The 16,848-nt window shown below is 50.9% G+C and carries 8 protein-coding genes; all 8 read left to right on the plus strand.

From position 1 onward, the window contains the following. Positions 1-183 (plus strand): hypothetical protein (locus RV1423_RS30755; RefSeq protein WP_231502529.1); only part of this gene is annotated, 183 nt, incomplete at its 5' end. 33 nt (positions 184-216) lie between these two features. Beyond that, on the plus strand, positions 217-729 hold the full coding sequence (locus RV1423_RS26965; protein WP_051516995.1) for a M48 family metalloprotease: 513 nt from the start codon (positions 217-219) through the stop codon (positions 727-729). Continuing rightward, positions 726-2,867, plus strand: coding sequence for a tetratricopeptide repeat protein (locus RV1423_RS26970; RefSeq protein WP_034303694.1), 2,142 nt, complete (start codon positions 726-728; stop codon positions 2,865-2,867). Before RV1423_RS26965 ends, RV1423_RS26970 begins: the two co-directional genes overlap by 4 nt. A gap of 329 nt (positions 2,868-3,196) precedes the next feature. Then, positions 3,197-4,390: a M48 family metalloprotease gene (locus RV1423_RS26975; RefSeq protein ID WP_034303695.1), complete on the plus strand. Its 1,194-nt coding sequence runs from the start codon at positions 3,197-3,199 to the stop codon at positions 4,388-4,390. Beyond that, positions 4,387-9,885, plus strand: a complete 5,499-nt coding sequence (locus RV1423_RS26980; protein WP_034303696.1) for an AAA domain-containing protein — start codon at positions 4,387-4,389, stop codon at positions 9,883-9,885. The genes RV1423_RS26975 and RV1423_RS26980 overlap by 4 nt, the downstream gene beginning before the upstream one ends. A gap of 438 nt (positions 9,886-10,323) precedes the next feature. Beyond that, positions 10,324-11,703: a hypothetical protein gene (locus tag RV1423_RS30445; protein ID WP_197035017.1), complete on the plus strand. Its 1,380-nt coding sequence runs from the start codon at positions 10,324-10,326 to the stop codon at positions 11,701-11,703. 656 nt (positions 11,704-12,359) lie between these two features. Then, a complete protein-coding gene (locus RV1423_RS29490; RefSeq protein ID WP_081769038.1) occupies positions 12,360-13,811 on the plus strand; it encodes a metallophosphoesterase in 1,452 nt (483 codons plus the stop codon). Then, complete coding sequence (locus RV1423_RS26995; RefSeq protein ID WP_081769039.1) at positions 13,811-16,117, plus strand: ATP-binding protein; 2,307 nt, start codon at positions 13,811-13,813, stop codon at positions 16,115-16,117. The genes RV1423_RS29490 and RV1423_RS26995 overlap by 1 nt, the downstream gene beginning before the upstream one ends. Positions 16,118-16,848 lie beyond the last annotated feature (731 nt).

A 16,848-nucleotide genomic window follows, 5' to 3' on the forward strand; every position in this document is an offset into this window, starting at 1 on the left:
CGCTCCATCATACCCGGCGAAAATGGCAATCAGCAAGTAGCTGATTTAAAAGGAAATATTACGGTGAGCACCGCTGTAACCCGCATGAATACTGGGGGCGACTACCGTCGTAGAGTACACGGGAATCAAAGGAACCCCTTCATTCCACAGCAAGTCCTGCTACTCACATATTTTTCCTTGTAGAATCATCGGCAAAATACAAAATATTGGGGTTGCATGAATCCGTCTCAGCAGGATCGCGGTGCGCTGACGCCGCTCGATTATCACGTAACTGTTGCAAACTACCCTCGCTACAATGAACCGGAAGTCTGGCAATGGGACTCCTCACGCACCAGCCGATCTGAGCAACTGGATTCATTGCGCGCCGCACTGCTGCGCGACACTTATCGCATCGATCCGCAGGCCCATGGCGATGTGCATGCCATATTGAATACAGCAATGGATCGACTGGGTATCAATGTTCCGGCGACCCTCTACCAGGCATCTGGGCAAGAGATGAACGCCACCCTGTATTACGTGCCTGGTGAGGTCCACATCATCGTGCAAGGGGCATTGCTCGAGCGTCTGTCCAAGGATGAATTACTGGCGGTGTTCGGTCATGAGTTGACGCACTATCTTCTTTGGTCGCGCGATGACGGCAGTTTTCTTATAGCCGAACGCATTCTGGCTGCCGCAGTGGTGGCTCCCAGTTCAGCGGCCAGCCTCTCGCAAAAGGACATGCATAGATGATTCCGAAAGTACGTCCTATTGCGGCACTCTTCGCCGCATACGCCATAGCCGCACAAGCAGGTATGCCAGAGGCGCTGGATGCAATAAAGCGAAACGACTTCAATACAGCCACTATCGAGCTGCGACCGCTAGCTAAGCAAGGTTCTACTGAGGCTCAGGTTCTGCTCGCAAGAGTGCTTAATTCAGGACAGGGTGACCCACAAAGTAAGACAGAGGCATTTAGCCTATTTCAAATGGCTGCGAATGCTGGCAATGAAGATGCCATGCTCATTCTTGCTGTTCTTTATGAAAAGGGCGAAACCGCCCCAAAAAACCAACAAGAGTCGATCAAATGGCTTCGCGTTCTTGCTGAGCGTTCAAATTCCAAGAGTTACTTTTTGCTGGCAAGTAAATATGCCGATGGTCTTGGTGTCCCTCAAAGCGTAGTCATTTCTCAAGCACTCTATATAACCTCGGGATTGTTATCGAAGGAACAACTTCGGGCCGATGGTGGTTTTGGGGCCATGACCATAGATGCAATTTTGAAGTTGGCAGAAGACCTGCGAAAGCCCAACAATTTTCTTGCGACTTTGGATCGAGCCACTTCGAAAGCAGTTCTATTCAATGAAAAACATCCAAATTTGCCCAATGCCGTTAAAGCGCGAATTGTCGATGCCGAGGCAGGCGATGTCGCCTCAATAGTAAAAATTGGGAGTCTTTATCTCTATGGTGAGCAGCAGGTTGCCCGTGATCCTAAGCTCGCCGCGTATTGGTTTCAAAGGGCAGCATCGCTAGGTGATCCAATTGGACGAGACTATATGGCCAATTTGTATCTAGAGGGAGTGGGTGTCGATAAAGACTACAAAAAGGCATTCGAACTCTTTTCTGGTCTGGGTGCACAAGGCAAGCTTGGTGTCGAGGGCAAGCTTGGTGTCATGTACAAAGATGGCCTAGGTGTTCCTCAAGATTTCGTCAAAGCACATTACTGGCTGCGCAAGTCAGTTGGTGCTGTTGGCGAAAATCTTTTTGCACTTGCGCAAATGTACGAAGAAGGCTCCGGAGTCGAGAAGAATACAGTTATCGCACTTTCACTGGCAAGGCTCTCTGCTTCTAAACATCCAGACGAATTCAAGCTTGGTATGCCGCGTGCAGACAACCCCGCAGTTGCTTTTGTGCAAGTGCTTAAGTTGAAGCTAAGCCCGTATGAGATCGCGGTAGCCTCTAAGCTTGCGAGTCAGCTGCTTAGTGCTAGCGTTGGCAATCACAATCAGTTGGAGCTACTTGATCTTGCCGCGACGAAGCGTGGCGATGTTTACGCAATATCTCCTGTAGAGGTCGCGGAGCACTTTGTGCACAACTACGACGATGAAAACTTCCCTTTAGCGCTCAAGCTTCTAGAGCCGTTAATTGAACAGAATAATTCGCAGGCCCAGTATGTATTGGGATCAATGCTGGAAGATGGAAAGGGCGTACCAGTCGATGCACAAAAGGCAAATGCTCTATTTGAGCTTGCGGAAATGCAAGGCAATGTGGATGCGTTGACACGTAAAGGTGGTCGCTACTTTCGAGGGGAAGGAGTTGCACAAGATTTTTCAAAGGCATTTGAATCTTATGAGAAGGCAGCAAATAGAGGTGGTGCATTCGCCCAGGGAAAAGTTGCGGCAATGCTGGCCGATGGCATGGGTGTAAATCGCGATACCAGGCTTGCGATAACTTGGTATGAAAAGGCATTGGCGATCCCCGATAACTATTGGAAATCAGATGCGTACAAGGGGCTTGCAAAAATCTATATAGGTGAGCGGAGTTTTTTGAAAGCTGCTCAATACTTTAAGAAAGCAGCCGCCATGAGCGATAAAGATGCACAACTAGCGTTGGCCCAGTTGTACTATGAAGGACAGGGTGTCCCGCGCAACATGAAGTTAGCCTTTGTCTTGTCAAAGGTGGCGCAGCGAGACGGAAATCACAAAGCCAAAGCAGTTGCGCTAAGTGCGATAGCGAAACAGAACCTTTCGGTCGATGAGGCCACTGCAATTGAGCAACTGGTAGTAGATCTTTCAAACCTAGATCGCTACTCTGGAAGCATACAAAAAGACGCTGATATGTTTTTGGAGATGTTGGAAGCAGCAGAGACTTCCAATAAGGGCTATGCCACAAAATAACATCGCCGTTCTTCTGGATAAAGTGAGGTTCGCACCATGACTTTACGCTCGGCGCTTGCCGAGGGAGGACGGCTAGATGATTATCAGTTTTCGATGCAAATCTACAAACGGACTTTGCATCGCGTTCGATCCTTTGGAGTTAAAGTGTTTTAACAATGGCGATCGCGAAAAGTAAAGTAACTTTGCTGACGCCACACCACGGCAACCAAAAGATACTTAATAGGTTGTATTGTGGCGAGCGTTATCCCCCGTTCATTCCACAGTACATCCTGCTACTCCCATGTTTTTCCTTGTAGAATCATCGGCAAAATACAAAATATTGGGGTTGCATGAATCCGTCTCAGCAGGATCGCGGTGCGCTGACACCGCTCGATTATCACGTAACTGTTGCAACCTACCTTCGCCAAAATGAACCGGAAGTCTGGCAATGGGCGTCCTCACGCACCAGCCGGTCAGAGCAACTGGATTCATTGCGCGCCGCGCTGCTGCGCGACACTTATCGCATCGATCCGCAGGCCCATGGTGATGTGCATGCTGTATTGAATACAGCAATGGATCGACTGGGCATTAATGTTCCGGCCACCCTCTACCAGGCATCCGGGCAAGAGATGAACGCCACACTGTATTACGTGCCCGGTGAGGTACACATCATCGCGCAAGGGGCATTGCTGGAGCGTCTGTCCAAGGATGAATTACTGGCGGTGTTCGGTCATGAGTTGGCGCACTATCTTCTTTGGTCGCACGATGACGGCAGTTTTCTTGTGGCCGAACGCATTCTGGCAGACGCAGTGGCGGCTCCTGGCTCAGCGGCCAGTCTCTCGGAGACTTACCGACGCTACAGGTTGTATACCGAGCTCTTCGCTGATCGGGGCGGAGCCGTTGCATGTGGTGCCGTTGCACCTGCAATTTCAACATTGGTGAAAGTGACAACTGGGATCAGCACAGTCGATGCCGCAGCTTATCTCCGCCAAGTCGAAGAAATCGAATCCAATGAGGCGGCAGCCAGCGATGCACGCAGTCATCCGGAAGTCTTCATCCGCGCTCGTGCGTTGGACTTATGGTGGAACGGAAGTGCAGACTTGGGACGCTGGCTTGAGCTTCGTTTGCATGGTCCATTGACGCTGGAAAGTCTGGACTTGCCTGGGCAGATCCGCCTGCAGCAGCTGACGCGTGGTTTCTTGTCCCACTATCTGACAGACTCGGGGCTGGCCAGCGACGCCGTGCTTGCTCAAATTCGAATGATGTTCCCTGACTGGAGCACGGACGAGCCCACGGTCGGACCGCAGGCATTTTCTGCGGAGCATGCGGATGACAGCATTAGGGACTATCTCAATGCTCTCATGCTCGATCTTGCACTGGCCGACGCCGACCAGCAAGACGTCGCTCTGCTGCGCGCCGGTCGCATCGCTCAAGAGTTGGGAAGCCTTGAGCGGCTGCAGCAGAATCTGCGCCGTGACGCCGGTTTTGGCAAGCGCGAGTTGGATCGCTACAAGCGCCAATTGGCCAAGGAGATCTCGGCATGAGCGAGATTCTTAATACAAGTGCGGCACCTCACACGTTGCGCGAACTAATCAAGGCCCAAGCGGGTGACTTGCTTTCGAATGATGACTTGCTGGTGCTGGCATTGCCGCTTTTTCAACAAGTGGCTGCTGTCCATGCGCAAGGTAAAGTCGCTTCGCTGGACTGCGACAGCATTTTGGTGAGCAAGGACGGCACGCTTTGTTTGCGGCAGCCGGATGGACAGGCGCCTGCGATGGACATCGAGACCATTCATCGTTTGCAACCGCATTCCTCATCTGGTCTGAACATTGTCGGTGTCTTGCAACGCGAACACGGCGCCGATGGCATGCGCTCACAGAGCGACCTTGTGTTGTTAGAGGACGAAAGCGTTCTGGTAGAGCGGCCGGTCTATCTCAGCGGCCCCGCCAGTTGGGAACTGCGCGTCGGGCATCACGACGAGATCGGCGATATTTTTCTGCTTGGCATGGTATTGGCAGGCTTGGCATGTGGGCTGGATTTTTCAGACCCGGATGATCTGCGTGAGTTTGTTGCCAACCGCCATAATCTGTTCCGCCTGCACGAGCGACTGTCGCCCATTATCGCCAGCGTCATTGTCGAAATGACTGAGATCAATCGCCACGAGCGAGCTACCGACGTCTCGGCACTGGCAACGCGCCTGCGCACCTGGCGCGATCAGCCTGCGCTATTGGATGTTGATCGTGCGCTGGCCGGTGCGTCGGGAGCCACGTCGCGCCGGGTTGCCGTGCTGACGCATCTGCGCGACCGTCTGTTCGATTTATCGCGTCGCAATCGTCTGCTGTATTTCCGGCCAACCAGCGCCAATGTCAATCTGACCGTTGCCAGCGTGCCGCTGATGCTGCAGATCGAAAGCGTGAAGGCTGAGCATATCTGTACTTGGGGTGGTCCGTTCGCAGAACAGCTGGTTGCTGGTAAGACGGTCTCTTTGCAGAACTGGTTGCGGTTCGACGATCAGCCGTATTTGCCTGCGACCCTGGACAAACTGATTTCAGAAACCCGTCACGACCGGGCCGAGTTCGGATTCAGCAATCTGCGACTGGTGCTTGCGTTTCTGCGTTGGCATAACCTCAAGGAAGCGCCAGATGAGCGTATTGTCACGCCATTGCTATGGTTGCCAGTGGAGCTGGTCAAACGCAAGGGCGTGCGTGACCAGTACGTCATCCAGTGTTCGTCCGGAGAAGCTGAATTTAATCCGGTACTGCGACATTATCTGGCGCAACTCTATGACATAGACTTGCCCGAGACGGTCGATCTGAGCAAGACTTCGCTGACGCAAATCCATGGCGATTTGCTGGCCAAGATTCATCGTTCCGAACCCGCGGTTGAGTTGCGGTTGATAGAAAAAGCATCGATTCGTATGGTCAGACAAAAGGCCATGCAGCGTATGCAGCAATATCAACGACGACGAACGACAGCAGGGCGAGCGCGTAGTACGGCCAAAGGTTGGCTGCCTCCCTATAGCTATTCCAGTGAAGATTACAGGCCACTCGGCCGGGCGTTGTTTGAACATTGGGTGCGACCGAGCGAGCTACCGCAGCGGTTCGAAGCCGGAGCCGGTTTGCGCCAGCCGCATATGGCGGATGTAGCCGATGTGGCGCCGGCGGACGAGCAGGGCGAACGCGTCGGGTTCATGCTGGAGGAATCCGAAGGGCACCGTTATGCCTGGGATCTGGATCTCACGCAAGTTACGCTGGCCAATTTCAACTACAAGAAGATGTCGCTAGTGCGAGACTATGCGCAACTTCTCGATGAATCCGGGGCCAATCCAGCTTTCGACCGCGTGTTCTCGATCGAGCCACGCGATCTGGATACCAGTACTCCGGACAAGCTCAAGCCGCAGGAACAGTGGAACGTAGTGGCGTCCGATGCCACTCAGAACGCGGCGGTCGGGCTGGCGCACACCCAACGCAGCTTCATCATTCAAGGTCCTCCAGGCACTGGAAAATCCCAAACGATCACCAATTTGATCGCAGACTACGCGGGCCGAGGAAAACGAGTGCTCTTCGTGTGCGAAAAGCGTGCTGCGCTTGATGTGGTGTTCCATCGCCTGAAGCAGAGCGGACTGGAGCAACTTTGCAGTCTGATCCACGATTCTCAGGCAGACAAAAAGGCGTTTATCGCCGATCTCAAGTCATGCTATGAACAATGGATTGCAAGTCCAGACGAGAACGACAGCCTGTTGACGCAGCGTGCGATCTTGGCGAATGCCCTCGCAGAGCAGCAGCGCCGTATCGATGCCTTCGAAACGGCCATGGCGGATGTCCCCGCCAGCCTGGGCGAGAGCGTGCGCAGTGTGCTGCGTCGGCTGGCGCAGCTGCCGGAAGCGCCTGAGGCTGGAGCCGCCATAAGAGAGCGATTGCCAACGCTTTCACTTTGGGATCAGCATCGCGAATTGACCCAGCGCCTGCATCGCAGCATGCGTGAACGTTTTGGCCTGGATTCCCCGGCGCGGCATCCATTTGCGAGCTTGTCCGCTTCTATCGTCAATGAGCAGACGGCGTTTGCAAAGATAGAAGGCTTGTGCTCGGATGCGGAAGCCCTATTGGCAGAACTTGATTCCTTGCTGGAAAGTCCGGCAAGCGTCATCACGCACGCTACGCGGCTACTGGATGCCTGTGCTATTACTGCCGACAGTCGTCGCCTGGTCGACAACGGACTGGCAGGACATCTGGATTTGCTGGATGCCGGCTCGCCAGCTCAGTTCGCTTTGAGTGAAATACGCAACGAGCTGGAGCGATGTGCCGAGGTATTCGCGACGGCACAATCTGCGACGGTTAACTGGCGCGACAAATTGCGTCCCGACGATACTGAAACAGCTTTGGCACTGGCAATGCAAATGGAACACTCCGTTGCCAGATGGTTCAAGCCCGCATGGTGGCGGTTGCGCGGCGAGGTCAAGCGACGATACGATTTTTCCAAACATGCAGTGCATCCCGGCTACAGTAAAGTGCTGCAGCAACTGCAGGCAGAGCATTCCGCCTATGTCGCGCTATCTAAGGTCGACGAAGATGGATGCCGTCGATATGGTGTCAGCAAAATGCAGACGTTCGTGCAAGCTTTGGCGGAACTGGAGTCTCGCTTGCAAGCCTCTGACGGACCACGCCTGTTGATCGACCGCTTGCGTTCAGCGAGCGATCCAATGACGATCGCTAGCGCCCAAGCGGGCGCTCATGATGCATTGGCGAAGCTGGTTGCGATCTTCACCCAGGGACTAGCGCCTAATGGAGCGGAGAGTTTGGAAAGCATCGCTGAATTGCTGCGGGATTTACGCGAATCCCTGGACGATTTACCGGACTTGTTGCCGTCATTGCGAGCAGTGCATGCAGCTGATCCCAGCTATGCGGCAGCTCTGTTTGGCGTAGACGCGCCGCCGCAGTTTCTGGAAGCGCTAGTGGCTGAGGAGGCGCTGTGCCAACTGGAGCGAAAACATCCTGTCCTGGCGCGCTCCGGCGGCGCTGCTTTGGCGCAAGCCGCACGTGCGGTGGCCAACGGTCAGCGTGAACTGCTGGCGATCAATGCTCAAGCGATCAAATCTAATCTGCACCGACTTTTCATCGATCACGTTCGAAAGGCTAGCCTTTCGGCAACGCAACTCGATGCCGAAGGTAAATCGTTCAAAAAACGATACGCAACAGGCCGCCGCGAACTGGAACATGAGTTCGGAAAGAGTATGCGCTATCGTTCCATCCGCGACCTCGCAGATGGTGAGACAGGTGCCGTCATCAACGATCTCAAACCAATATGGCTGATGAGTCCGTTATCGGTTTCGGACACATTGCCGCTGTCGCCGGATCTGTTCGACGTCGTCATTTTTGACGAGGCCAGCCAGATCCCGACCGAAGAAGCGGTACCGGCATTAAGTAGGGCGCGACAAGTGATTGTGGTCGGGGATGAAATGCAATTGCCGCCGACCAGCTTCTTCACTGCGGCGAGCAATGGCGATGAAGACGAAATCTTGGTGGAAGAGGGCGGAGAACGCATTGCGATCAATCTCGACTCCGATAGCCTGCTGAATCAAGCCGCACGCAACCTGCCAGCAACCTTACTCGCATGGCATTACCGGAGCCGACACGAAGCACTGATCAGCTTCTCGAATGCAGCGTTCTATGACGGCAGGCTAGTTACCATTCCGGACCGTCTGCTGGAAAATCAAACTGAGGCAGTCCCTGCCTTGCGTTCCGATCAGAGTGACGCCGGCGCGCTAGGCGCCGATATTCTGATGGCCAGCCCGATCAGCTTCCACAAGCTGTCGGATGGTGTCTACTCCGACCGCTCCAACCTGGCGGAAGCTCGTTACATTGCCTTGTCGGTACGCGAAATGCTACGCCGTGAGACAGGGCTCAGTCTGGGCATTGTGGCGTTTTCTGAAGCACAACAAAACGCCATTGAGGCGGCTCTGGATACGTTGGCTGCAGAAGATATCGATTTTGCCGCGCGGCTGGAGCGTGAGTACGTACGCGAAGACGATGATCAATTCAACGGACTATTTGTTAAAAACCTGGAAAACGTACAGGGTGATGAACGCGACGTCATCATTTTGAGTATCTGCTACGGACCTGGCCACAACGGCAAAATGCTGATGAACTTCGGTCCAATCAACCAACGCGGCGGCGAAAAACGTCTGAACGTCATTTTCAGTCGCGCGCGTCACCGTATGGCGGTGGTGTCATCGATTCAAGCCGAAGCCATTACCAACATTCACAACGATGGCGCGGCTGCATTGCGTGCTTTCTTGCAATTTGCACAGTCCAGTGCTGCAGGTCGTTTTGAGCACGCGCAGTCGATCCTGGGGGCACTCAACCCAGGAGCGCGCAGCGCTTTCGCGCAGCAGGCATCGCCGGACAGTATTCGTGATGCGCTGGCCAATGCGCTACGTGCACATGGTCACCTGGTGCACACCAATGTCGGGCGGTCTCAGTTCCGTTGTGACCTTGCGATTGTCGGTGCCAAAACAGGTGTCTACGAACTGGCGATATTGCTCGACAACCCCTCGCAAGCTGTCGCAGACACGACGGAGCGCTATGTGTTCCGGCCCGCCATTCTCGGCAGCTTTGGCTGGAAGGTGCTGGATATTCCAGGCAAGGATTGGATTGATGATCGCGACGCAGTACTGGCACGCATCGAGGCGATGTTAGCCGACGGTAAAGACCGGGCGCTGGATGTCGAAACTGCCTATGTAGCATTGGTACCGGCTACTAACACGGTAAAGATAACCTCGAGAGATGTGACCGTTACCGGTCATCATGAAGAGACAGCCGTGGTTCAGCGCACTCGCTCACTGTCTTTCGAACAAGGCGGCTCGAGTAAATTCTGGCGGGCCATGCAGAAGGGCGTTGACGTGAGCATCAGCTACGGTCGTTTGGGATCAAACGGGCAGACTATTTTGAAGCAGTTTGACTCCCCGGAGCGAGCGCAGCGTGAGATGGAGAAGTTGGTGTCTGAGAAGTTGCGGAAAGGCTACGTTGATTCAGAAACGTGATACTCGTTCAAAATTACCAAGGACAAGCTCATGTCAGACAATAAGAGGAGATTATGGGAACATTTGACGACCGAGCCAAGAATTATGGTATCGGGGATGCATTAAGCTCGTTAGGGCCAGCTATTGATATTGCTGTCCGTGACCCAGAGATCCCCAGAAGGTATTGAGATCTAATTACCAAGACCGGAACTCAATATAACTTCGACGGCAATTCCGATTCGAAGATATTAATGGCACGTATGCAGCGCATGGACGAAGATGCTCCTTGTATTCAATCCGGCTTCTGGGATGCGCTCGGATTGGAGAAGTAGGCGGCTATATGATCTCAAATCGAGATGGACTAACTTTTTGACGGCAAATTCAATTGCGCCATATATTGTTTATCAAATGTAGTTTTTATAAAAAAATTAACGCTAAGTCAGCGAGCCTGGGAATTTGATGAGCATTTTTGTTGGACGGAAAACTTTGCAAACTCGTTTGCGAACTTGGGCCCAATATGCCCCCGTCATTGAAGAACACATGCACGCTGCCGCGGAAGAGGCACGCCATGATTATTTTGAGTATTTGTATGTCCATCGAGACGACGGAAGACGGACAGTTCAGCTATCCGCTGGAAATCATCCAGTCTCGACAAATCAAGATGGTAGTCTTCAAGTCGAAGGTGGCGCGGCGCTTGTTCTGTCACAAGATAACTTGTTTGGGCACGTTGCTGCATTCATCTATCTTTATGAAACCGACGGAAAGGCGAAAAAACCTATTCTCTGGGGCGTCTTTGATAGCCCAGAGGATGCGGCAATCGGTAAGTGGCTTAATCAGGCCGTACTTGATTTTGCTCGCTGCTGCCGTGCATCCAGCACCGTTGATTTGACTGCCTATCGGTCAGATCGGATCAGGATGCGATGGCTCCAGTTTCGAAGCCGGAGTCTGCAGGTGCGCGGTCGCCTACGTTTTTGCACTAAGCTGATTCGAGCGACCCGACCATGGTGGCAACGAATTTGGGTGAAAATGTTGGCTGTCATAGCTCTTTTGACTTTCGTAACCAGCTTGCCAAGTAACCTTTCCACGTTATCGGGGTATTCATTACCATCGCTCTGGGAAAAATGGCATGGGAGCCTGGTAGCGAACGGGACCAGTTTGCCTCAGCAGCCAGTTTCACCGCACGTTGCTTCCGCAGCGCAAGAAACTCCTTCAGGAACGAAACCGCAGACTAAAGAACCCTCGCTTGCCCCTGAATCGAATCCGATGCCTATTATTTCTGGTTGGTACACTTTTTGTCCGTCTGATACTAGCCAAGCTAACAAGAAGCTCCTCAACTTTCTCTATGATGTGCGTGCATATGCTGGGAAGGTGGTTTTTTTTGACGTACAAGTGAATATTGATTGTGTTCTTGGGAAGCGACCTACATACGATGAAGTATTCAACCGTCTCGAAGAATCGAGTGCGTTAGGCGAGGTGCGCTATCTTTTTAACGTTCCACTTGTAAAAAAGGGCGATTTAGTGACTCCACGACGATGGATAGATGGCGAACGTTCTCCCGTCATCTTTTACGATATGTACAGTGATAACGGTTCTGAGATCGTCATGCATAACCGTAATGACAGTCGTAATCCGTTATCGCATTTTCAGCCTCATGTCGAGGGAAGCAACGATATTCTTTTCGGCCCTTATTCCGTTAAGAGTAGTTCTGATGATGCCATCATCACTTTTGATCTCGACGCAGTGTTTCTTGACAGTGCCAGCCTACTGCAAGCCACTACTGTCGCGAATCGTCTTCGTGAAGGTAATCCATCTCCAGCAGTATCACCCGCGACAAAGTAGGGCATGTATTCATTGTTCATGGACATGATGAAGTGGCTCGTTTGAATGTAGCGAGGTTCATCGAAACCATCGGTTTTGAAGCAATGCAACTGCATCTGCTGGCCATCAAATATCATTGAATAAAGGCTCTCAAGGTGATAACTAGTGGCGAATTTTAGATCGCGATCTGCAATGAAAGTATCTAGAAAGATTACTCTTAACTCAATCCCAATTTTCTTTTTATCTTGGTGTTGTATATCTCTTGGTAGGGATGGCAGGAAGGTAAGAATCGATATGTTTTTCCGCTTGCTGTGTCTGTATGTATTGTGCTTTGCGTATTCGCGGTGATTGGATGGTATAACGAATTTTGCAAACTGCACTCAATGGATAGTGCGCTCGCGAAACAAGCTACCAGTTCCCATAAACTGTATGCGGAAATCGCAGCAGGATGTGGCCTTTTAATTTTCGTGCTTACCTCTGCGTCACATCTGCGACAGACGCTTTAGTGCTCTAACGTAAATTTCAGATTGTCTAAGTTCACTGACTGTTCTCAACGCTACGTGACGAAGCCTTAATTCAGTAAAATGTGCTAGGTGGTTGGATATCGACGACTGGTCTGGCCGTTTTTTTTCTGTATAAACCTCGATCAACCAAAAGAAAAATCGGTTCATATATAAATGGCTACAATCCTCCATATTTCTGATCTACATCGAGATGCAGACAGCGGACTCACGACTACTACCTTATTGGAATCGCTTCGCCTTGATCGAGAACGCTACGTGAGCGCTGGAATTTCAGCACCGGATCTTGCTATCGTCAGTGGTGATTTAGTGTTAGGTGTGAAAGAAGATACCGCAGAGAGCACTAATGAATTAAAGCGTCAGTATGCCGAAGTAAGCGAATTTCTGAGTCTGTTGGCCGACCTTATGTTTGGCGGTGATCGATCCAAAATCGTGATCGTCCCAGGCAATCACGACGTAAGCCATCCTCATGTAATTCGAGCGACTGCTCCAATTGCTATCCCCGACGAACCTAGTAAGCGGAGATTTCTTGCCCAAGAACTTGCCCGGGGAGGGCGCTTCCGTTGGAATGCGAATGAATTATTAGTTCGGGAAATAATTGATAGGGAGATTTACTCGAAGAGACTTGAGCCGTTTGCGGAGTTTTACTCCAGTTTCTATCATGGCAGTCGAATCTTTTCCCTTCAGGATGAAAAGCAGTGCGAAGTATTCGACTATCCCTCATTAAACCTTACTGTCGTCGGCTTGTCATCTTGCAGTGAAAATGATTTGTACAACAGGGCAGGGCGGATTCACCCCGACTCGGTTGCCGCCGCGACGATGCAAATATCGAGATTGACGAAACAAGGCCGTATTGCCGTAGCAGTTTGGCACCATAACTTATCTGGCGGCCCAAGAGATTCCGACTACGTAGATCCAGAATTTCTACAGACCTTGATGGATGGCGGTTTCCTATTTGGCATTCATGGGCACCAACATCGTCCTCAGTACCTTGAACAAAAATTTACTGTCGACGGGAAGCGATCTCTTGCTGTTATCAGTTCGGGCACGTTGTGCGGGGGACCGCATACGCTACCCGCTGGCAGAATGCGAGCATACAATTTGATAAAGATTGAGTGCGATACTGGTCAGTGTAGGCTTCATGTTAGAGAAATGAAAAATGGTAATTTTGGAGCGCCTGTTTGGGGCGCTGCCTATGTGCATGAATTCAGTGGAGATTCGATTGGTTTTCAAGTCGTTCCTCCAAAAGCAAATGATTCGTCAAAAGACTCTGGACTTAAACTGGCATCAGAAGCTGCCTCTCTTTTAAGGACTGGTGACTATATCAACGCATTTGAACTCGCCAGAACGCTTCCTGACGATAAATTTTCTCGCGTAGTCGCAGTAGAAGCACTAAGTCGCGCGGGCGATTGGAACGCCTTGGAGAAATTTTGCAATCCACCGCAGTCGCCGGTTGAAATGGTACAACTCATGAATGCCCTTTACGAACAGGGAAAAAAGACAGAGCTCCGATCTCTAATCCAATCAAATTATGTTTCAGATTCTACAGATTTGGCCGTTCGCCAAATGGTCGATCAAATGAATACTCGTATCGGAGGATTAAAGTAATGTCCCAAATTCCTTTCTTAGTTGACACCTCAAGAGTACTCGAAATAATTTCTTCGCAAATATATGATTCCCCTTATGCAATGGCAAGGGAAAATGTTCAGAATGCCTATGATGCGATTCTCATGCGGGCGAAAAGTGAAGGGAGGCTGCCGGCGGATTTTACAATTGGATTAACGGTCACGCCTACTTCAATCGAGATATTCGACCAGGGCATTGGAATGTCTGAGCAAGTCCTCCGTGAGAATTTTTGGAGAGCGGGGTCATCTGGAAAAAATAATGCTGCTGCCAAAGCAGCAGGGGTAATTGGCACGTTTGGTATTGGGGCGATGGCAAATTTTGGTGTTTGTGAACACCTCATTGTAGAAACGAGAGCAGTCGGCAGTGAAGTCGGGCTTCGAACAAGCGCAGCGAAAGCGGACCTGACCATAGGTCAAGATTGTATTACGCTTGAAAGTATCTCCCACGAAATCCCCGTAGGCACCAAATTGATCGCACTGCTTCCAGGCGATAAACAAATAGACGTAGGAGCTTTAAAAAATTACTTGGCTCCTTTTGTTCGGTTTCTACCCGTGCCTGTTTTATTCAATGAGGAAAATATCAGTCAACAATCGCCATTGATTGAATTGGGTATGGGGGACCAATGGAAAGCTTTTGGCGATAAGCAAGTGTCCATCGGAAGGTTCCAATTTAATGTAAAGGTTTTCAACTCCGCCAATCAATTTGGAATCGTGGTTGAGAACATTAGTATTGATGGCGAGCCCTCGACAGCAGGTCTTTGGTTACGACAGGGTGCCGGGCAGATAATGGGTCTACGCTCAAAGTTCGGCCTAGCCCCGTTGCCGCTTCCAAGTCATTACCAGCTTGGTGGATATGCTGACCTTCCTTTTTTACAACCAACTGCAGGCCGGGAGGCGTTAACACGCGAATCCATACAGGAAGCGACGCCGATTCTTCCTGCTTTAGAAATTATTTTGACTGAGCTGATAAAGGATTCGGACCATGCCGACAACTCAACACCGTTTCAGCAACATCTTTGTCAATTGAATCGGGTTGAATGGGCGCATCGAGTGTCCGTGCAGCTCAGTCCTGGTGACCAACGTGTTGAATTGGGGAGGTTGATAGATACTTTTCCTGATTGTCAGCTTCAATGGTTTGAGGGGACAGATGCGACCATTGTTGGTATGTTCTCTAATGCAGACAATCCGTTAATTCGCGTAAGTCCGAACAATCCTAGGCGCGATTTACAGCAGCGTTATCTAAGAGAAGTAGTGCATCTTCCTCACGTCCCAAATTCCGCAACAATTTCTAAGACCTACGAACCGTCTGAATTGACATGGCACGAGGTTGACTTAACTTTTGCAATTGGAAGGATCCTTAGAACGGATTATCTGATCGACGAGATCACAATCGAATGGGTGGAGATAAGTCATGGGGTTCCCATGGTGGCTGAAACAAGTGGGGACCGTCTGACGCTTAAGATTTCAAGGAGCTGGAGTGCTGTGAAGGCGCTTCTTGGAGTCATTGCAGCGTCACCTGAGGTCATAGAAGGGATGGCCAAAGACTTTATTCGTGTACACCTTTACGAGCGAATTCAAACCTTCGTCCCCTCATCTCAGAGGGCCGGTCTAGACGCACTACAAAAGACCCTAGCCAGACGTAGTGAATTATATCGGCTGGAACTAGAAGATCGTGGTGCGCTCGAGCCACTGCTCGCTGACTATATTGCTGGCAGAATTGAGTTGCCCGCGGTTCTCTCTGCAGCGGCGAATATTACTTCCGGGCAGACTCAGAGAGTCGGTAGTGACGCGGTTGCTTCGGTCGCTTCAGTCTTGCATGACGTAGTCCATAGTGTTGTGGGAGCGTTGCCAGTTCAGGCTGCAACGTCTCCAACTCCCGGCTCACCGATTCTGCGGATGGAAACTGAGGTAAGGGAGCGCCTCTTAATCGTTGAAAATGATTTACCCCAACTGAACAATCATAGAATGTTCCTTGCCCTTTCGGATAAGATTTTCAATCTCGAACGAGAATTTTTTACTTGGCCACATACCACCCAAGTAGCATGGGCAGGCAAGAGAATAGTTTTTCTTTTCGGACTAGTACATTCGTCGCAGAGTCTCTACTACGATATCGAACTTCGCGGCAATAGGACTGCGGGACCAGCTGGGGGGACGCCGATTCTCACTACAACAATCGTCACAAAGAACCGGATTTTTATTCCTCTTCCCGCACAGCTCATCGAATGCTTTTCGGTTAGTTCAGGACCCGTGGAATTTTTCGTCAGATTTGATCTTCTGAGCCAAAAATAGGAAAACCAAGCGAGTAATTGATAACAGTAGCGCACGCAATCGGAAATTTTAGGACTGAGTAAGTACGATCATTTTTACCACGGCCATTTTAAATTCGAAACAATCAATGCAAGCAAAACCTAAAAATTTTTCTTGCATTTAAATTTTCCCAAGGTTGACTAAGAATGAAAAACAAAACTCTATCAGCCAGCATAACTCCTGAGCTTATTCCGGCGCCGCCTTCCCATGAGTTCTTTTTATGCAGGAGCTTGATTGGGTGACAGAGTTCATTTACCGAGTAGACGACAAAAGTGCTCTTGAAACGATTCCAGATGGCTATCTGCGCGCCCGGAAGTGGCCTAGGGACGAATACGACTACCCACATGTGTTACTCGGCGAGGCACAGGTAGCTTTACCTTCTACCAAGCAGCTACATCGAATATGTTTCTGGACCAGCCTGACAAAAGCCATAGTCACAAAAACAGAGTATCAATCGCACAGGCCGGATTCGCTAGTACTCCGGTGTGACAAAAACTCAATCATCACCGCAGGCTATGTCGAGTCCTGGGACGACGCTGTCGGTGATGGTGTAGCTTACCTGTTCTGGAAAATAGGGGCCTGTACATAATTTTGTGTAAACGGACTATTGGCAGGAAACTGTCGCCTTGTCTGGAGCCACAATGAGTAAGAAGAAACACGACGTACCAGAAGAACTACTGGCTGGATTGCTAGCCAATTACAAGAATCCCGAA

Origin of the sequence: Herbaspirillum sp. RV1423 (genome assembly GCF_000577615.1) — a bacterium.
GTDB lineage: Bacteria > Pseudomonadota > Gammaproteobacteria > Burkholderiales > Burkholderiaceae_D > Herbaspirillum.